15 protein-coding genes are annotated in these 18,125 nt (G+C 58.3%); 4 read left to right on the top strand and 11 right to left on the bottom strand.

The annotated features are described in order from the left end of the window. Positions 1–59 precede the first annotated feature (59 nt). A complete protein-coding gene (locus NTD86_RS17785; protein WP_262204114.1) occupies positions 60–314 on the bottom strand; it encodes a hypothetical protein in 255 nt (84 codons plus the stop codon). A 221-nt stretch (positions 315–535) separates the two neighbouring features. Between NTD86_RS17785 and htpG the strand changes: the two genes are divergently transcribed. After that, the gene (gene htpG / locus NTD86_RS17780) at positions 536–2,440 is read left to right on the top strand and encodes a molecular chaperone HtpG (protein WP_262204112.1); all 1,905 of its coding nucleotides are present in this window, start codon (positions 536–538) and stop codon (positions 2,438–2,440) included. 59 nt (positions 2,441–2,499) lie between these two features. Further along, complete coding sequence (locus tag NTD86_RS17775) at positions 2,500–3,228, top strand: dienelactone hydrolase family protein (RefSeq protein WP_262204111.1); 729 nt, start codon at positions 2,500–2,502, stop codon at positions 3,226–3,228. A 74-nt stretch (positions 3,229–3,302) separates the two neighbouring features. Here the strand turns inward: NTD86_RS17775 and yegQ are convergent, their stop codons facing one another. The 8 genes from yegQ to NTD86_RS17735 all read right to left on the bottom strand — a co-directional run bounded on the left by yegQ (position 3,303) and on the right by NTD86_RS17735 (position 11,855). Next, a complete protein-coding gene (yegQ, locus tag NTD86_RS17770; protein ID WP_262204110.1) occupies positions 3,303–4,643 on the bottom strand; it encodes a tRNA 5-hydroxyuridine modification protein YegQ in 1,341 nt (446 codons plus the stop codon). 84 nt (positions 4,644–4,727) lie between these two features. Then, positions 4,728–5,642: an EamA family transporter gene (locus NTD86_RS17765; protein ID WP_262204109.1), complete on the bottom strand. Its 915-nt coding sequence runs from the start codon at positions 5,640–5,642 to the stop codon at positions 4,728–4,730. Between the two features lie 112 nt (positions 5,643–5,754). Continuing rightward, positions 5,755–7,035, bottom strand: coding sequence for a TRAP transporter large permease (locus NTD86_RS17760; protein WP_262204107.1), 1,281 nt, complete (start codon positions 7,033–7,035; stop codon positions 5,755–5,757). Next, a complete protein-coding gene (locus NTD86_RS17755; RefSeq protein WP_262204106.1) occupies positions 7,036–7,563 on the bottom strand; it encodes a TRAP transporter small permease in 528 nt (175 codons plus the stop codon). A 63-nt stretch (positions 7,564–7,626) separates the two neighbouring features. After that, complete coding sequence (locus NTD86_RS17750; protein WP_262204104.1) at positions 7,627–8,610, bottom strand: TRAP transporter substrate-binding protein; 984 nt, start codon at positions 8,608–8,610, stop codon at positions 7,627–7,629. A 59-nt stretch (positions 8,611–8,669) separates the two neighbouring features. Then, positions 8,670–9,557, bottom strand: a complete 888-nt coding sequence (locus NTD86_RS17745; protein ID WP_262204102.1) for a glucurono-1,5-lactonase — start codon at positions 9,555–9,557, stop codon at positions 8,670–8,672. 27 nt (positions 9,558–9,584) lie between these two features. After that, entirely contained in the window at positions 9,585–10,412 is an 828-nt protein-coding gene (locus NTD86_RS17740) for an NAD-dependent epimerase/dehydratase family protein (protein ID WP_262204100.1), read from the bottom strand. 174 nt (positions 10,413–10,586) lie between these two features. After that, positions 10,587–11,855 (bottom strand): OprD family porin, encoded by a 1,269-nt coding sequence (locus NTD86_RS17735; protein WP_262204099.1) that lies wholly within the window; start codon positions 11,853–11,855, stop codon positions 10,587–10,589. Positions 11,856–12,322: 467 nt separating this feature from the next. Here NTD86_RS17735 and NTD86_RS17730 point away from each other — a divergent pair, with 467 nt between their 5' ends. After that, positions 12,323–13,069, top strand: coding sequence for a FadR/GntR family transcriptional regulator (locus NTD86_RS17730; RefSeq protein WP_262204098.1), 747 nt, complete (start codon positions 12,323–12,325; stop codon positions 13,067–13,069). A 141-nt stretch (positions 13,070–13,210) separates the two neighbouring features. Then, the gene (locus tag NTD86_RS17725; protein ID WP_262204097.1) at positions 13,211–14,293 is read left to right on the top strand and encodes an AI-2E family transporter; all 1,083 of its coding nucleotides are present in this window, start codon (positions 13,211–13,213) and stop codon (positions 14,291–14,293) included. Here the strand turns inward: NTD86_RS17725 and NTD86_RS17720 are convergent. Together NTD86_RS17720 and nuoN are read right to left on the bottom strand one after the other, a co-directional pair. Then, positions 14,290–16,407 (bottom strand): TonB-dependent receptor family protein, encoded by a 2,118-nt coding sequence (locus tag NTD86_RS17720; RefSeq protein WP_262204096.1) that lies wholly within the window; start codon positions 16,405–16,407, stop codon positions 14,290–14,292. The genes NTD86_RS17725 and NTD86_RS17720 overlap by 4 nt on opposite strands. Positions 16,408–16,650: 243 nt before the next feature. Continuing rightward, positions 16,651–18,120 carry an NADH-quinone oxidoreductase subunit NuoN gene (gene nuoN / locus NTD86_RS17715; protein WP_262204094.1) on the bottom strand — a complete coding sequence of 490 codons (1,470 nt, stop codon included), beginning with the start codon at positions 18,118–18,120 and terminating at the stop codon, positions 16,651–16,653. Positions 18,121–18,125 lie beyond the last annotated feature (5 nt).

Raw genomic sequence — 18,125 nt, 5'->3', positions numbered from 1 at the left:
TTTAAAAAAAAAAACCCCCCCCCCCCCCCCCCCGCTCCTACAAGGTCAGCTACAGCGAATTACTTGCTTTCAGCCGCTGGAGCATCCTGAGCGGCTTCTTTTGCTGCTGCTTCATTGGATTCGGCCTGGGCTTTAGCGGCTTCGGCGTTCTCTTTGGCAGCGTCGTTTACCTTGTCTTGCGCCTCAGTCATGTTTTGTTGGGCTTGTTCTGCGTGCTGATTAGCCTCCTGAGCTTTGTCTTCGGATTTTTTATCGCAAGCAGCCAGACCCAGAGTGGCGGCCAGCATCAAGGCAACAGCAACGGTATTACGCATGGGGTGTTTCTCCTTGTGAGTGATTCTATGGGGCGTTTGAGCTTGCCTGCATCAGTTAAGTTCCTTGGTCAGGCAGATATATAAGTAGTGCGGGATGAACAGAATCTATTGGTAAAAAGTATCAGGCCTTGAAATCTCAAGTTCAGCCCCCAACTTTCATCACATCCCGCCGCTAACCCTCTTGGGCGTGGCTTATGCCATCTAATCGGAGTTTGATAACAATGAGCGTGGAAACTCAAAAGGAAACCCTGGGCTTCCAGACCGAGGTCAAGCAACTGTTGCACCTCATGATCCATTCGCTGTACTCCAACAAGGAAATCTTCCTTCGCGAATTGATCTCGAACGCTTCTGACGCTGTCGACAAATTACGTTTTGAAGCGCTGTCCAATCCAGAACTTCTGGAAGGCGGCGACGAACTTAAAATCCGTGTGAGCTTCGACAAGGACGCCAAGACCGTCACCCTCGAAGACAACGGTATTGGTATGAACCGTGATGACGTAATCGCCCACTTGGGTACGATTGCCAAGTCCGGCACCGCCGACTTCATGAAAAACCTCACCGGTGATCAAAAGAAAGACTCGAACCTTATCGGTCAGTTCGGTGTGGGCTTCTATTCGGCCTTTATCGTGGCTGACAAGGTAGACGTGTACAGCCGCCGTGCCGGTACTCCGGCCAGCGAAGGCGTGCACTGGTCTTCCAAAGGCGAAGGCGAGTTTGAAGTCGAGAACATCGAGAAAGCCTCTCGCGGCACCAAGATCGTTCTGCACCTGAAATCCGGCGACGAAGAGTTCGCCGATGGCTGGCGCCTGCGCAACATCATCAAGAAGTACTCCGACCACATCGCCTTGCCGATCGAGCTGCCTAAAGAACAGACCGCTGCCGAAGGTGAGGAGGCTCCGGCTCTGGAATGGGAAACTGTTAACCGCGCCAGCGCCCTGTGGACCCGTCCGCGCACTGAAGTGAAGGACGAGGAATACCAGGAGTTCTACAAGCACATTGCCCACGATTACGAGAACCCGCTGGCCTGGAGCCACAACAAGGTTGAAGGCAAGCTCGAATACAGCTCGCTGCTGTATGTACCGGCCCGTGCACCGTTCGACCTGTACCAGCGTGAAGCGCCTAAAGGCCTGAAGCTGTATGTACAGCGTGTATTCGTGATGGATCAGGCCGAGTCGTTCCTGCCACTGTACCTGCGCTTCATCAAAGGCGTGGTCGACTCTAACGATCTGTCGCTGAACGTGTCGCGTGAGATCCTGCAGAAAGACCCGATCATCGACTCCATGAAGTCGGCGCTGACCAAGCGCGTGCTGGACATGCTTGAAAAACTGGCGAAGAACGAGCCTGAGAAGTATCAAGGCTTCTGGAAAAACTTCGGCCAGGTCATGAAAGAAGGCCCGGCAGAAGATTTCGCCAACAAGGAAAAAATCGCCGGCCTGCTGCGCTTCGCTTCCACCCACGGCGATGACGGTGAGCAAACGGTTTCCCTGGCCGACTACCTGGCACGTGCCAAGGAAGGTCAGGACAAGATCTACTACCTGACCGGCGAAACGTACGCGCAGGTCAAAAACAGCCCGCACCTGGAAGTCTTCCGCAAGAAAGGCATCGAAGTGTTGCTGCTGACTGATCGTATCGACGAGTGGCTGATGAGCTACCTGACCGAATTCGACGGCAAGAGCTTTGTTGATGTGGCGCGCGGTGATCTCGACCTGGGCAACCTGGACTCCGAAGAGGACAAGAAGGCCGCAGAAGAAGTCGCCAAGGCCAAAGAAGGTCTGGTTGAACGCATCAAGAAAGCGCTGGGTGAAAGCGTCAGCGAAGTGCGTGTTTCGCACCGTTTGACCGATTCGCCGGCCATTCTGGCGATTGGTGAGCAGGACCTGGGCTTGCAAATGCGCCAGATCCTGGAAGCCAGCGGCCAGAAGGTCCCGGATTCCAAGCCGATCTTTGAATTCAACCCATCTCACCCGCTGATCGAGAAGTTGGATGCGGAGCAGAGCGAAGAGCGCTTCGACGAGCTGTCGCATATCCTCTTCGACCAAGCTGCCCTGGCGGCCGGTGACAGCCTGAAAGATCCGGCGGCGTATGTCCGTCGCCTAAATAAGTTGTTAGTTGAGTTGTCCGTGTAACACGTCTATAAAAAACCCGCTTCGGCGGGTTTTTTTTGTTTTGAATTCGGGAGTTTTTAATGAAGTCAATTACGGTCAGTTCTGTGGTCTATCAAATCGATGGCCAATCTTATGAAAGCCGCCTGGCGTATGACCCAAGCTGCGAACAGTCGCTGCCGGGCCTGCTGATGGCGCCTAACTGGATGGGCATCAGCGCAGGTGCCGAGGACATTGCCAAGAAGGTCGCCGAGCAAGGCTATGTGGTACTGATTGCTGACCTGTACGGTCAGGGCGTTCGCCCAACCAACGGTGATGAGGCCGCCGCGGCCATGATGCCGTTGAAAAATGATCGTGCCTTGTTGCGCAAACGCATGCAGGCGGCCTACTCGGCCTTGAGCGTCCAAAAAGAGGCCAAAGTCGACAGCAACCAGTTAGCGGCCTTTGGTTTCTGCTTTGGTGGATGCTGTTCCCTGGAGCTGGCGCGTGATGGGGCTGCGCTGAAAGCGGCGGTGTCTTTCCACGGCTCGCTCGACACACCCAACCCGGCAGATGCCAATAACATCACCGGTTCAGTGCTGGTGCTGCATGGTGCTGCTGACCCGTTGGTGCCCCATGAGCAATTGCCGGCGTTTGAAGCCGAGATGAACGCGGCCGGTGTAGATTGGCAGCTGACCAGCTACGGCGGTGCGGTGCATTCCTTCACTGACCCCCACGCCAATGTGCCGGGCAAAATGATGTACGACGCCAAGACCGCGCAACGGGCTTTCACTGCCATGCACAACCTGCTGGAAGAAGTGTTCAAGGGTTGATGCTACGCACGTTGTTGTAGGAGCTCGCCTCGCGATCTTTTGATCTGTTAAAAGATCGCGAGACAAGCTCGCTCTTACAGTGCCCTCTCTATGCTTTCGCTCACCGTCAAATCACGCATCAGCAGGGCATAGTTCAGGTCCACCTGCTCGGGGATCGGCAAGTAGACCGTGTGGCCATCCCCCGGGGCGACTTCGATTGGCAATCCCGCCGTGTTGAGCAGTTGGTCCAGATCAAAGTGGTAATTGCCACTGGGGGTCATCAACTCGAGGTGATCGCCCAAGGCAAAACGGTTTTTCACATGGACCTCGGCCAGCCCTTTGCGCCGCACGCCGGTCAATTCCCCGACAAATTGCTGGCGATGTGAGAACGAGCTGCCGTGCAGGTAATTCTGGTACTCGTCATGCACATGCCGGCGCAGAAAGCCTTCGGTGTAGCCGCGCTGCGCCAGTGACTCCAGGTCGTTCATCAAGTTGCGGTCGAACTCACGTCCCGCCACTGCGTCATCGATTGCCTTGCGGTACACCTGTGTGGCCCGTGCGCAGTAAAAATGCGATTTGGTGCGCCCCTCAATCTTCAGCGAGTGCACGCCCATTTCTGCCAGCCGTGCCACGTGTTGCACGGCGCGCAGGTCTTTGGAATTCATGATGTAGGTGCCGTGCTCATCCTCGAACGCCGCCATCGGTTCGTCCGGGCGATTGCTTTCGTGCAGCACAAACACTTCGTCGGTCGGTGCGCCCAGACCGAGCGTGGGCTCAACCACCTTCACCACATTGCCCAGTTCGTTTTCTGTGGCCGGTTTGGCTTCGTACTTCCAGCGGCACGCATTGGTGCAACTGCCCTGGTTGGCGTCGCGTTTGTTCATATAGCCAGACAACAGGCAGCGGCCGGAATAGGCCATGCACAGCGCACCGTGCACGAAGATCTCCAGTTCCATGTCAGGTACGTGCTGACGGATTTCATCGATCTCATCCAGCGACAGTTCTCGGGACAAAATGATGCGGCTCAAGCCCTGCTGGCGCCAGAATTCGACACTGGCCCAGTTCACCGTATTGGCCTGAACCGACAAATGAATGGGCATCTGCGGATAATGCTGGCGTACCAGCATGATCGACCCAGGGTCGGACATGATCAGCGCGTCCGGGCCCATTGCAATCACCGGTTCCAGGTCTTTAAGGAAGGTACGCAGCTTGGCGTTGTGTGGCGCGATGTTGACCACCACGTAAAAGCGCTTGCCCTGAGCCTGAGCCTCGCGGATGCCGATGGCCAGGTTGTCGTGATCAAATTCGTTGTTGCGCACCCGCAAGCTGTAGCGCGGCTGGCCTGCGTAGACGGCGTCGGCACCGTAGGCGAAGGCGTACCGCATGTTTTTCAGGGTACCGGCGGGGGCGAGGAGTTCGGGTGGAGCAAAGCGCATAATCGAGTCTTTCGCAAAAAGGCGCAATGGTAGTCGAGCCTTTGGGCGCACTTATTGATCTGGATCTAAAAACCTGTGCCTGGTTTACCGCGCCGCCCGTTGCAAGGCCAGCATGACGATGCCGGCAACCACCATCAGCCCGCCGATAACCTGGCCGCTGCTGAGCACCTGATCCAGAATCAGCCAGCCAAACAGCAGGCTCGCCACCGGCTCAACGTTCATCACCGGGGCGTTTTGCGCCATGTTCAGGCGGGTCATGCAGATAAACAGCAAGCAAAAGCCGACGCCATACAGCGTGACCAGGCAAGCGAGGGCGGTCCAGCCGGTGGGCGAGCTGGGCAGCGAAACGCCACCGGGCAAGACGCCGCTGACCCCGGCCAGGGCGGCAGCGCTGAACACGATCAACATGGTCAGCAGGCTGCGCACGGTGCCGCGCAGACTCGACAGTTTGTGATCGGTGATCCATAGCGCGCAGGCGAACACAGATGCGGCACCAAAACCAAACAGGATGCCCTCCAGCCATTGCGCCTCGGTGCTGCCCTGATTGGCCAGACGCTCGGGCACGTCCAGCGCAAACACCAGACCGCACATGATCAGGCCCATCAGCAGGGCTGCGCGGCGGGTAGGCGCAGCACCGCCCAGTGCCCATGTCAGCAACACCAGCAGAATCGGCGCCATATTGCCGATCAGCAACGCCAGCGCGACGGGTATGCGCGCCACTGCTGAATAAAGAAAAAAGCTTTGCGCCGCAATCAGCAGGCCCAGCAACAGTTGCCAACGCCAGTTGGCAGCCGTCAATCGAGGCCGTTCGCGTTGCCAGACCACCAAGGCCGTCAGCACCAGTAAGGTGATCCCGGCGCGGCACAGAATCGCCAGCAAAAGGCCGGTGTCATGATCGAAAGCAATGCGCGCAGCAATATGGTTGCCAGCGAAGGCACACGCCAGCAGTACCAGAATCAACACCGCAATATGACGGGGAAACAGAGCAGGAGCAGACATAAGCAACCAGCCTCCTTGGCTGGATAAATACGCCCTGTAGGAGCGAGCTTGCCTCGCGATCTTTTAACGGTTCAAAAGATCGCGAGGCAGTTGGCTCCTACAGAGGGGAGGGTTACAACACCAGGCTTGGCAGCCACAGCGAAATGGCCGGCACGTAGGTCACCAGCATCAGCACGCCGAACAACGCCAAGTAGAACGGCAGCAACGCCTTGACGGTGTTTTCGATGGTGACTTTGCCCACCGCAGCACCGACAAACAGCACCGCGCCCACCGGCGGAGTAATCAGCCCGATGCCCAGGTTGACTAGCATGATCATGCCGAAGTGCACCGGGTCGACGCCGATGCCGATGATGACCGGCAATAGAATCGGGGTCAGGATCAAAATCAGCGGCGCCATGTCCATCACCGTGCCCAGCAGTAGCAACATGACGTTGATGCACATCAGGATCACGTAACGGTTATCTGACAGTGTCAGGAACGCCGTGGTGATTTTCATCGGGATTTCCATCAGCGTCAGGATGTAGCCAAAGCTGGCGGCAAAACCGATCAGGATCATTACGATGGAAATAGTCCGCACCGCCCGATGCATCAGCTTGGGCAGGTCGCGCCATTTGTAGTCGCGGTAGATGAACATGGTCACGAAGAACGACCACAACACCGCAATCGCCGCCGATTCGGTGGCGGTGAAAATGCCCGACAAGATGCCGCCAAGGATGATGACCATGGCCATCAAGCCCCACAGGGCTTCACCCGCGATTTTCAGTGCCTGTTTAAGCGGGATCACTTCGCCCTTGGGGTAGTTGCGCTTGCGCGCGAAGATCATGCACAAGCCCATCATCACCGCACTGAGCAGCAGCCCCGGCATGATCCCGGCCATGAACAACGAGGCAATCGACACCGTGCCGCCAGCGGCCAGCGAGTACAGCACGGAGTTGTGGCTCGGTGGCGTGAGCAGGGCTTGTACCGAGCCGCTGACCGTCACGGCTGTGGAAAACTCGCGCGGGTAGCCTGCACGCTCCATTTCGGGGATGAGTACCGATCCGACGGATGCGGTATCAGCCACCGACGAGCCCGAGATGGCGCCGAAGAAGGTCGAGGCCACGATGTTCACCAGTGACAGGCCGCCGCGAACAAAGCCCACCAACACACCGGCAAATGCCACCAGCCTGCGCGACATGCCGCCCTCGGCCATGATCGCGCCCGCCAGGACGAAGAACGGAATCGCCAATAGCGAGAATTTGTTCACGCCCCCGGCGACTTGAATCATCAGCGCGTCGAACGGGATTTCAATCCACCAGGCGCCGATCAGGGCTGAGAGACCAAGGGCATAGGCGACCGGCATGCCAATCAGGATCAGGGCAATAAAGCTGCCCAAAAGTACCAAAGCGTCCATTTATACGGCCTCTTCACTGGCTTCTACGATGTCGAACCGCACAACACGGCGGTGGCTCTGGTCGCCCAGGAAGAGCTTTTCCAGGACAAAGATCAGCGTGATAAGGCCGCCGATGGGGATGGGCAAGTACGAAATCCCGACCCGCATGGAGGGCATTTCGCCGAGGAATTGATTCCAGGTGGTGGCGCACAACTTGAACCCCTTGACCGCCATGAACAGGCAAACAACGACCATCAGGATCTGCACCAGCACCGCCACCGGCTTGCGTACGTGAGCCGGCATGCGCTCCACCGCCATCGCGACCGCCATGTGGGCGCCGGCGCGGTAACTGGCGGCGGCCCCGAAGAAGGTGAACACCACCATCAGCAAAATGGCGGTCGGTTCCGGCCAGCTGGAGCCCGAACCCAATACGTATCGGGCGAAGATGCCCCAGGGAATGATCAGGGTCATGGTCAGCACCGACAAACCGGCGATCCCGATGCAGACCCTGTACAGAAAGTCGTTAAAACGCAGTACGGTATTTTTCATGGAGGCTCACCCCAGCGGCGGCAAACGGGCTCGCGCCCGCCACCGCGGCGTTGTCGGACAGGCTTATTGAACCGCTTCGATACGCGAGATCAGGTCTTTGTAGCCGGCGCCGTATTTGTCACGAACCGGTTGGGTGGCGTCGTAGAAGGCTTTTTTCTGGTCCGGGGTGAGGGTGATGAACTCCACACCAGCCGCCTTGAGCTTGGCTTCGCTCTCGGCCGATTTTTGGTCCCAGATCACACGCTCTTCCATCTGCGCTTCGCGGGCCAGTTTCTGCACCAGGGCTTGTTGCTGGGGGTTGAGTTTGTTCCAGGTGGTTTTGGCGATCACGATGGGCTCGGGCAGGATCAAGTGATCGGTCCAGGTGAAGTATTTGGCGTTCTGGTAATGGTTGTGCTCAAGGAAGGTAGGCGGGTTGTTTTCGGCACCGTCGATCACGCCGGTTTGCAGGGCGCTGAAAATTTCGCCGGTGGCCATGGCAATGCCGTTCCCGCCCATGTCATTGATGGTGTCGATAAACACCGGGTTGCCTTGTACGCGGATCTTCATGCCTTTGAGATCAGCCAGTTCACGCACAGGCTTCTTGGTATAGAGGTTGCGGGTGCCGCCATCCATCCACGCCAATGCGACCATGTTGAAGTCGGAGTTGGTGATGTTGTCGAGCATCTCCTGGCCGATTTCGCCGTCGATGATCTTGCGCATGTGCGCCTGGTCTCGGAACACAAAGGGCAGGTTGAAGGCATTGGTTTGCGGCACCACGGGGCCGAGGATGCCAAGGCTGACGCGGGTCATTTGCACGGCACCGGACTGCAACTGTTCAACCACTTCTTTCTCGGAGCCAAGTACGCCACCGGCAAACATTTTGAAGGTGATTTCGTCATTGCTTTGGGCCTGCAGCTTCTTCCCCATCTCTTGCTCAGCCACCACCGGCGGGTAGCCAGCCGGATGAACTTCGGCGAATTTGATCTTGATTTCGGCCTGGGCTATGCCCGACAGGCAGAAGGCAAGCGGCAATGCAGCGATGAGTAAGGTGCGTTTGAAATCCATGGGTCACTCCACATATTGTTTTTGTTATTTAAAGGTTCTGGATCAGCAGGATTAAACAGTCAGCTTGTGTACGCGGGCTCCGCCAGCCCTTTAACGCCAGGGTTAAGGGCAAACACGCCGCCCGCCAAAGGTTGGTCACTGAGGTCGCCTGCGGGGCGAATCGAGGTGACGAACAGGGTGTCCAGATTCGCGCCGCCAAAGGCGCACATTGCCGGCTTCTTGACCGGGACGGCCAGCGAGCGGTCAAGTTTGCCTTCGGGGGTAAACCGGTGAATCAACCCGGCATCGTTGCCGCAAATCCAGTAGCAGCCGTCGGCGTCGACAGCGGCGCCGTCAGGGCGGCCGGGATGTTGTGTCATGTCGACAAACAGGCGGCGGTTATGTGGGGTGGCCGTGTCGATGTCGTAATCAAAGGCCCAGATTTTTTGCACGTCCGGGTGCGAGTCCGAGAGGTACATGGTCAGGCCGTCCGGGCTGAACGCTAGGCCGTTAGGCACGATAAACCCGCTCATCTGCGGTTTTAGAGGCTCATGTCGCCCGGCTTCATAGCGATACATCGCACCGACGGGCACCCCTGCGGCCATATCCAGCAGCATGGTGCCGGCCCAGAAGCGGCCCTGGCGATCGCAGCGGCCATCATTGAAGCGCATGCCCGGTTGTGCATGTTTAACGCCGCTCAACAGGCGCGTGCTCAGGCGGCCATCGGCTTGGGGCGTGAGGCTGAAGACGCCGCTTTCCATCGCGCCAATCCAGTGGCCATCACTGCCTCGAGCGATACACGCGAGCATTTGTGGGGCTTCCCAGCTTTGGCTGATGCCGCCAGTTGCCTGCCAGCGGTGCAGGCGCTTGGCCGGAATATCAACCCAGTACAGCGCTTGTTCGGCAATACTCCAGACCGGGCTTTCACCCGTGGCATTGCGGGCGTCGAGAATCAGTTCGGCAGTCATGCGGCTTGATCCCTGTTGGTATTGTTTTTATTCGTCGCCAAATGGGCCGGCTGCCACAAAGGCACCGCCTTGGTAAATTCGGCTGGGATCATCTGCGGGCGGCATGGGTTGGGCTTCAACCTTTTCCCGGTAAACCTCTGAGGTGTCCTTGGGGGCGAACCCCAAATGCGCCGCATAGCGGTTATCCCACCACACGTTCAGATTGTTCGAGGCGCCATAGACCACGGTATGCCCGACATTCGGCGTGTAGAGCGCACGTTCGAGCAACTGCGTGAGGTCGGCAAAACTGAGCCAGGTGTGCATCATTCGACGATTTTGCGGTTCCGGGAATGAAGAACCGATACGGATGCTGACGGTTTCGATGCCGTAACGATCGAAGTAAAAAGTCGCCATGTCTTCGCCGTACGACTTGGACAGCCCGTAGTAACCGTCGGGACGGCGAGGGGAGTGGGCGTCGAGTGTCTGCTCTTGCGGGTAAAAGCCGATCACATGGTTGGAACTGGCGAAAACCACACGCTTGACCCCATGTCGACGCGCGGCTTCGTAAATATGAAACACGCCGCTGATATTAGGGCCGAGGATTTCTTCAAAGGGGCGTTCAACCGACACTCCGCCAAAATGCAGGATGGCGTCCACGCCTTCGACCAACTGATGCACGGCCTGTTTGTCGGCGAGGTCGCAGATCACAGTTTCTTCAGTGCTGTCGACAGCCGGCGCCATTGGCGCAATGTCAGACAAGCGCAGCACCTTGGTATATGGTTTCAGGCTTTCGCGCAGCACCTTCCCCAAACCACCCGCGGCACCGGTTAGAAGAAGGCGGTTGAAGGGAGTTTGGACAGTACGAGTGTTAGTCATCAAGGACCCCTGCTTTTTATTAATGTCATCTGTTGTCGTATGACTTGCGCGAATTATTCACAGCCCCGGTCGGGGTTGTCAATGCACGATTTGGCCGAGTGCCATCATCGTGCTTTGAACCCTATAGGAGCTTGCCTCGCGATGCCTTGAACGATCGCGAGGCAAGTGGGCTGGTTACAACAACGACAACGGGTAGCTAATGAAAATGCGGTTTTCGTCAAATTCATGGGCACTGTAGCTGCGGCGAATGCTTGCGTTACGCCAGCGAAGCGTCAGGTCCTTGAGTGTTCCGCTCTGCACGGTGTAGGCCAGTTCTGATTCGCGACCCCATTCCTTGCCGTTGGTGTAGGTACCGATATGGATGTTATCGCCGCTGATATAGCGGTTCATCATGCTCAGGCCCGGCACGCCCAGCACGGCGAAGTCGAGGTCGTGGCGCAGTTGCCAGGAGCGTTCCTTGGCCAGGTCATAGCTGGAGTTGTAACTGTCGTTGGCCAGGGTCCCGCCGCTGGTGCCGTTGACCCGGAACCAGCCATCGTCGCCGTATACCCTTTGCAGGCCGACGTACAAGGTATTGCCTTTGTATTTGGCAGAGAGCAGGGCGGAAGCGGTTTTGTTGTCCAGATCCCCGGCGCGTTTGCTGCCATCTTCCTTGCCCCAGAAATAGCCCAGGTTGGCGCCTAGCGTCACATCGCCGACGGGCTGGCTGTGTATCAGATTGAGAAATTGTTGCTGGTAGATGTTTTCCAATTCGGCATACCACACACCGACCTGGGTGCGTTTGTCGTTGAAGGTGTAATCGCCGCCGACAAAGTTGAAGCGGTCGGAGGTGAAAGCGCCTTTGCCGTTGAGTGACATGTCTTCCATGCTCGCGTCATTGCGTGGGCTGTTGGCGCGAAACTGCCCGCCGTAGAGGTTCAGGTTGGCGATTTCCTTGGAGGTGATCTGCGCGCCGCGAAAGGTTTGCGGCAGCGAGCGCCCATCATCCGAGCGCAAAATCGGCAGGACCGGCATCCACTCGCCAACTTTCAGTTCCGTGTTGGAGAATCTGGCCTTGGCGGCAACCCCCAGGCGGCCGAAGTTCTTTGCCGGCTCGCCATCGCTGCCGGTTGGCAGTAACTGGGTGCCTGCAGTCCCTTTGCCGCCATCGAGCTTTTGCGAATACAGCCCCAGTACGTCCACCCCGAAACCGACAGTGCCTTGGGTAAAGCCGGACTTGACGTCGAGAATGAAGTTTTGCGTCCATTCTTCGGCCTTGCTTTGCGGGGTGCGGCTGTTGGGGTAGTCCGGGTGGGTGTAGTTACGGTTGATGTACGCGTTGCGCAGGGTCAGGGTCGCCTTGGTGTCTTCGACAAACCCTTCTGCCACCCCTGTCAGCGGCAGTGAAAAGGTCATGCCGCCCAGCCCCATCAGAATCAATGAACGGGTGTTTTGAGATTTCATTATTGTTGTGCTCCCATTTTTGACAAAGTCGTCCTCGCGTGACCGGCATAAGCAGTCAGAAAAGGCGAAGTGTGATGCCCTGGTGTCAGGGCGCTGACTCAAGCCGTTCTGGTGGATGAGTCATTTGCTGCAGGCAGACAATCAGCCAATGCGGCGGGCAATCGCCCCGACGTGAGTCGGACGCGACAGAGGCGGGTGAGGGCTGGGGTGACAGGTATAAGACGAGGCAATGCGGTCATACGGAAATACCCTGATTATTATTGTTTTGTTATCCGTTGTCGTACAACTATGTAGGATTATTTACAGCTTCGACCGGCTTTGTCAATGCAACGCCCAGCAAAGAAATCAGGGTTTTTCAGGGGTAGGCGAGGGCGCATTGCCCCCTTGAAAGGTGATCGTACAACCGGCATGAGCTATCATGCGTGAACTTGCAGCTCGCGCCACTGAATTCGAGATAAATGTTGACCATGGAAAAACCGACCGACATTCCACGCCTTCCTCGCAAACGCCGCAGCCTCGCGCAGGAATTGGTGACGGTGCTGTCAGAACAAATTCGCGACGGCTTGCTCAAGCGGGGCGACAAGTTGCCCACCGAGTCCGCGATCATGGAAGCCCATGGCGTCAGCCGCACCGTGGTGCGCGAAGCCATCTCCCGGTTGCAGGCGGCGGGGCAAGTCGAGACGCGCCATGGCATCGGTACTTTTGTGTTGGACACGCCAAGTCCCAGCGGCTTTCGCATCGATCCGGCCACAGTGGTCACATTGCGCGACGTGCTGGCGATTCTGGAGTTGCGTATCAGCCTTGAAGTCGAGTCGGCCGGGTTGGCCGCGCAACGTCGCAGCCCCGAGCAGCTGGCCGCGATGCGTGCTGCGTTGGATGCCCTGAATGAAAACACCGCGCGCAACGGTGATGCCGTGGCCTCGGACTTCCAGTTCCACTTGCAGATTGCCCTGGCCACCGGCAATCGCTACTTCACCGACATCATGAACCACCTTGGCACCAGCATCATTCCGCGGACCCGCCTCAACTCGGCGAGCCTGGCCCATGATGACCAGGCGCATTACATGAGCCGCCTGGGTCGCGAGCATGAAGAAATCTACGCCGCCATTGCTCGCCAGGACTCCGACGCCGCCCGTGCGGCCATGCGATTGCACCTGACCAACAGCCGCGAACGCCTGCGCCATGCCCATGAAGAAGCAGAAGCGCAGGGTTAAAGAACTGCAGTTGTAGTCGCTGCCGCTGGTTGCGATGGGCTGCGCAGCGGCCCACACCTGTGAAGTCAGCAGCGAAGGTCTTGCGGACCTTATCGCAGCCTTCGGCAGTCGCTACTTGGCGACTTAAGACATGGATGGCCTATGAACGATTTAAGCCTGCAACGTAAAACCCTGCTCTTGCTACTGGCCTTTGTCACCATTGCCTTTATCTGGATCCTGATACCGTTCTATGGCGCGATTTTCTGGGCGGTGGCGCTCGGCATTCTGTTCACGCCTTTACAACGCAAATTGCTCCACAAGCTTAAAGGGCGCCGTAATCTGGCTACCTTCATTACGCTGACGGCCTGCACGTTGATTGCGATCTTGCCGGTGATTTTCACCACGATCCTGCTGGTGCAGGAAGTGGCAACCCTCTACAGCGATGTGCAGAGCGGCAAGATCAATGTCGCCCGCTATGTCGCGCAATTGCAAAGCAGCTTGCCGCATCAGGCCCTGGAGTGGCTCGACCGTCTGGGTTTGCGCAGCATCGAAGGCGTCAGCGACAAAATCTCCAAGGGTGCACTGGAAGGCAGCCAGTTTTTCGCCACCCAAGTGTTCAACTTTGGTCAGAGCACGTTTGAGCTGGTGGTGAGTTTCTTCATCATGCTCTACCTGCTGTACTTCTTTATCCGGGACGGGCAGGCCATGGTGCGCATGATCCGTAACGCGGTGCCAATGGCGGAACAGCACAAGCGGCTGTTGCAGATCAAATTGCGGCGCGTGGTCCGGGCTTCCGTCAAGGGTAACCTGGCTGTCGCGGTTGTTCAGGGAGCGCTGGGCGGAGTGATCTTCTGGATTCTGGGCATCCAGAGTTCGTTGTTCTGGGCGGTGCTGATGATGTTCCTGTCGCTGCTGCCGGCGGTGGGTGCGGGCATCGTCTGGGCGCCGGTGGCGGTTTACTTCCTGGCCACCGGGATGATCTGGCAAAACGTGGTGTTGGCGCTGTTCGGGGTGTTCGTGATCGGTATGGTCGACAATGTTCTGCGCCCGATTCTGGTGGGCAAGGACACAAAAATGCCGGACTTCCTGATTCTGATCTCGACCTTGGGCGGCATGGCGATTTTCGGCCTCAATGGCTTTGTCATCGGGCCATTGATCGCCGCCCTGTTCCTGTCGAGCTGGGGATTGTTCAGCGGCACCCGGCGCAAGGTGCGTTTGCCCGCCGATAAAATCAGAATCGATTAACGCAAGCTGTACGACACCCCGACGTAGGCGCCACGGCCTTCGCCAGGGGTGGAGCGGGCGGCGTCCTGACCTTTGTCGTCGTAGCCCGGCGTTACCGTGGCAGCATAACGCTCGCCTGTCAGGTTGCGCAGATCGATCCAGGTTTGCCAGTCGCGCTTGGGGGACGCGTAGCCCAGTGTTGCGCCCAAGAGCCTGTAGGACGACGCGTAATAGCTGTTGGCATAGTCCACCGCCATGCGTGAGGCGACTTGGGTGTTGACCCCCGCATACCAACCCTGCGGATGGTCATAGCGGACTTCAGCCTGGTAGTAGTGTTGCGGGATGCCGGGCAAGCGGTTGTCACCAAAACGCGCGTCATCGCGGTAATGGAAGTCACTGAAGGTGTAGGCCTGACGCAACGACACGCTGCCCACACCATCGCGCTCCCACAGCTTACTGTTAAGACCGGCTTCAATGCCTTGGTGCACGGTCGGGCTGGCGTTGGACTCGCCGAGAATGGGCGCCAGGTCAGCCGTGGCGGGTTGCAGCTCAACCGTCAGCAGTTCATGGCGCACCGCCGAGTAATACCAGGCCACATCCCATTGGCCGATCCCCGAGTCGCCGCGCGTCCCCAGCTCAAGGGTCGTCGCGGTCTGGTTGTGCATTGCAATCGGGGTGCTTTGGCGCCCGGTGGCCGGGCCGCTACCCTCCGGGAACACGTACGGCGAACTCCAGATCATCGACCACGGGTGCGGCGGTTCGACCGAGCGACTGAGGTTGCCGTACACCTGCAAGTGCGGGTTGAACTCATAGCGTAAACCCAGGCGCGGCGCGTAGTCCCAATCGTGGCGGCTGACTTTACCGCCGGTTTCGGGGTAGCTCACCTCGCTTTCGCGGCGGGTGTAGATCAGCGCCATGCCGGTGGTCAGCCACAGGTCGGGCATCAGCTCCAGATCATTGCTGGCGTGCAGCACGGTGTCTGAACCCTGATACGTGAAGTCCCGCATTTTGGTGCCCGGTGCGTAACTGGCGGTGTTGCCGCGTGGCAGTCGCACGTATTCTGACGCGCCGTTGTTGGGCAGGTGCTTGGTGCTGCGCAGGCCCACCGTGGTGTTGCTTTCGAGGCCAAACAGCGTGTCGCGACGTTTGTAGTTCAGCGTGCCGCTGACGTCGGTGTAGGCGACCTTGAGTCGGTTGGGGCCTTCGCGCAGGTCCATGGGGTAATCGTGGTACACCAGCCCGACTTCCAGTTGCGAGTCGTCATCCAGGTACATCGTGGTTTTGTTGCCTAGCCAGGTACTGCCGGGTTGCGGGCGCGTGTAGTCGCCGCTCACATACGCCGGGTTGGCGGCACGCGGGTGGTGCTTGATCTGTTCTTTAGTGACGCGGCCAGCGAGTTCGTTGTCGGTTTCGCGGTAGCGCAGGTAAAAGCGCGTCTCTAATTGCGGGCTGAAGCGATAGCCGATATTGGCCGCGACACCTTTGCTGTTGCCTGACGTGTGGTCTTGATACCCGCTGGTTTCAGCGTCGTTTAGCGAAACGTAGTAATCCAGATCGCCCAACACTTGCCCGGAACTGATCTGGCGCTTCTGGTAACCGTAGCTGCCGGTTTCATAGCGCACTTGCAGCGGCGCGGCGTCGTAGCCGGTGTGGGTGACGTAGTTGATCGAGCCGCCCAGGGCCAGCGCACCGGCCTCAAAACCATTGGCACCGCGCAACACCTCTGCGCGGCTCAGCCACAGCGGTTCGAACAGCTCATAGGGCGTGCCGCCGGGACCGGTCAGCGGCAGACCGTCGAACATCACATACAGGCCTGAGGCGTGAGCGCCGGGAGCGCGGTTGAGGCCCGAGCCCCGTACCGAAATCTTGGTGCCTTCATTACCGCCCGATTGAGCATAGACCCCGGGTTGATAGGCCAGCACATCACTGTTGGTGGCGACGCGACCATTTTCGACGGAGTTCATGTCGATCAGATTGCTGGCGCCGGGGACTTGCTTGAGGGCTTGCTGGGCGGTTTCCAGATCACTGTTTTCTTCGCTGCGCACCTGCACCTCGCTCAGCTCCAGCGGGCCGGCATAGGCAGGTACAGCGCAAACCAGCGCAAGGGGCAGCAACGAAGACAGGGCAGATCGCATCAGCAGGTATTCCAGGAGGGCGGGCGGCGCGCCAGCCTATACAAGCCAGTAATCACTCGCAACTGTCAGACAATCACCGATCTACCTAAACCGTAGGAGCGAGCTGGCCTCGCGATCTTTTGAGCTTTAAAAGATCGCGAGGCAAGCTCGTTCCTACAGGGGCTGGCAGGGTTTAAATCCAACCCAAAAAAATACCCCGTGAAGGCCGGGCCTTCACGGGGTATCGGGACAACCGTTTAACGCTTAGCCATGCAGGTACAGCGTTGCGTGTTGCACCAGTTCCAGCATCGGTTGTGGGTACACACCCAGAAAGAACACCAGAATCGACACGGCCAGCAGCATCACGCCACCTGCCTTTTGCTCCCAGTTCAGCGGAGCGTCGTGGCGATGCAGTTTTGGCTCGACCAGGTACAGAGTCACCATCACGCGCAGGTAGTAGAACACGCCGATGGCGCTACCCAGGATCAGGGAACCGACCAGCCACCATTGATGTGCTTCAACGCCGGTGGCAATGATGTAGAACTTGCCGATGAAGCCTGCGGTCAGCGGGATACCGGCCAGCGACAACATCATCACGGTCAGTACGGCGGTCAGGTACGGACGGCGCCAGAACAGGCCGCGGTACTCGTACAGTGCGTCTGCGTCACGGCCTTTGTATGGCGACGACATCAGGGTAATGACGCCGAACGCACCCAGGCTGGTGAGCACGTAAGTGATCAGGTACACGCCAATCGCTTCAACGGCCATGCCTTTGCTCGCAATCAGGGCGATCAGCAGGTAGCCGAAGTGGGCGATGGACGAGAAACCGAGCAGACGCTTGAGGTTGTTTTGCGTCAGGGCCAGCAGGTTACCGAACAGGATCGAGGCAATCGCGATCACGGTCAGTACGTCGCTCATTACACCGGTAGTCGCCGCCGGGGAGATCTGGAACAAACGCACGATAACGGCAAACACAGCCACTTTGGAGGCGGTGGCCAAGAAAGCCGCCACGGGTGCCGGAGCACCTTCGTACACGTCTGGGGTCCAGAGGTGGAAAGGTACCAGCGACAGTTTGAATGCCAGACCGACCAGCATCATGCCCAGACCCAGCTGTGCGATGGCGCTTGGTGCGCCAGTCGACGCCAGGGCATGGCCGATACCGCTGAAGCTCAGGCTGCCGGCTTCGGCGTAGAGCAGAGCCATACCGAACAGCAGGAACGCAGAGCCCGCGGCCGACAGCACCATGTACTTGATACCGGCTTCCAGCGAACGCTTGTTGAAGAAGGCGTAGGCCACCAGGCCGTAGACCGGTACCGAGAGCAGCTCCAGACCGATGAACAAGCCAGCCAGGTGTTGCGCGCTCACCAGCACGATACCGCCGGCAGCGGCCAGCAGGATCAGCAGGTACAGTTCTTCACGGTTGCCCGGGTAGCCGGTGCCGCCTTCGCCCAGATAGGCATGTGCCAAGGTGACGCAAGCCAGGGTCGAAACCAGGATCAGCCCGATGTACAGATAGGCGAAGTTGTCCATCATCAACAGCGGGGTGACGGCCAGTGGAGCCACTTTCAACGCCGGGAAAATCGACAACAGTGCCAGGTTGAGACCCGCCACCGAAAGCAGGAAGGTCTGTGAGTGATTGCGGCGCCATGCGATTGCCAGCATCACCACCACAAGGGTGAGGCTGGTAATCAGCAATGGAGCAAGCGCGATAAAGTGTTGGATCGTAAATTCCATAGCGC

Source organism: Pseudomonas sp. 7P_10.2_Bac1, from assembly GCF_025465935.1.
Taxonomy (GTDB): Bacteria; Pseudomonadota; Gammaproteobacteria; order Pseudomonadales; family Pseudomonadaceae; genus Aquipseudomonas.
Note: the sequence above shows the minus strand (reverse complement) of the source record. Positions and strands in the feature narration are given on the sequence as shown.

Excerpts from the sequence above, each read along its gene's own strand:
- NTD86_RS17785 (WP_262204114.1), bottom strand. The coding sequence starts at position 314 with ATGCGTAATACCGTTGCTGTTGCCTTGATGCTGGCCGCCACTCTGGGT.
- htpG (WP_262204112.1), top strand. The coding sequence starts at position 536 with ATGAGCGTGGAAACTCAAAAGGAAACCCTGGGCTTCCAGACCGAGGTC.
- NTD86_RS17775 (WP_262204111.1), top strand. The coding sequence starts at position 2,500 with ATGAAGTCAATTACGGTCAGTTCTGTGGTCTATCAAATCGATGGCCAA.
- yegQ (WP_262204110.1), bottom strand. The coding sequence starts at position 4,643 with ATGCGCTTTGCTCCACCCGAACTCCTCGCCCCCGCCGGTACCCTGAAA.
- NTD86_RS17765 (WP_262204109.1), bottom strand. The coding sequence starts at position 5,642 with ATGTCTGCTCCTGCTCTGTTTCCCCGTCATATTGCGGTGTTGATTCTG.
- NTD86_RS17760 (WP_262204107.1), bottom strand. The coding sequence starts at position 7,035 with ATGGACGCTTTGGTACTTTTGGGCAGCTTTATTGCCCTGATCCTGATT.
- NTD86_RS17755 (WP_262204106.1), bottom strand. The coding sequence starts at position 7,563 with ATGAAAAATACCGTACTGCGTTTTAACGACTTTCTGTACAGGGTCTGC.
- NTD86_RS17750 (WP_262204104.1), bottom strand. The coding sequence starts at position 8,610 with ATGGATTTCAAACGCACCTTACTCATCGCTGCATTGCCGCTTGCCTTC.
- NTD86_RS17745 (WP_262204102.1), bottom strand. The coding sequence starts at position 9,557 with ATGACTGCCGAACTGATTCTCGACGCCCGCAATGCCACGGGTGAAAGC.
- NTD86_RS17740 (WP_262204100.1), bottom strand. The coding sequence starts at position 10,412 with ATGACTAACACTCGTACTGTCCAAACTCCCTTCAACCGCCTTCTTCTA.
- NTD86_RS17735 (WP_262204099.1), bottom strand. The coding sequence starts at position 11,855 with ATGAAATCTCAAAACACCCGTTCATTGATTCTGATGGGGCTGGGCGGC.
- NTD86_RS17730 (WP_262204098.1), top strand. The coding sequence starts at position 12,323 with ATGGAAAAACCGACCGACATTCCACGCCTTCCTCGCAAACGCCGCAGC.
- NTD86_RS17725 (WP_262204097.1), top strand. The coding sequence starts at position 13,211 with ATGAACGATTTAAGCCTGCAACGTAAAACCCTGCTCTTGCTACTGGCC.
- NTD86_RS17720 (WP_262204096.1), bottom strand. The coding sequence starts at position 16,407 with ATGCGATCTGCCCTGTCTTCGTTGCTGCCCCTTGCGCTGGTTTGCGCT.
- nuoN (WP_262204094.1), bottom strand. The coding sequence starts at position 18,120 with ATGGAATTTACGATCCAACACTTTATCGCGCTTGCTCCATTGCTGATT.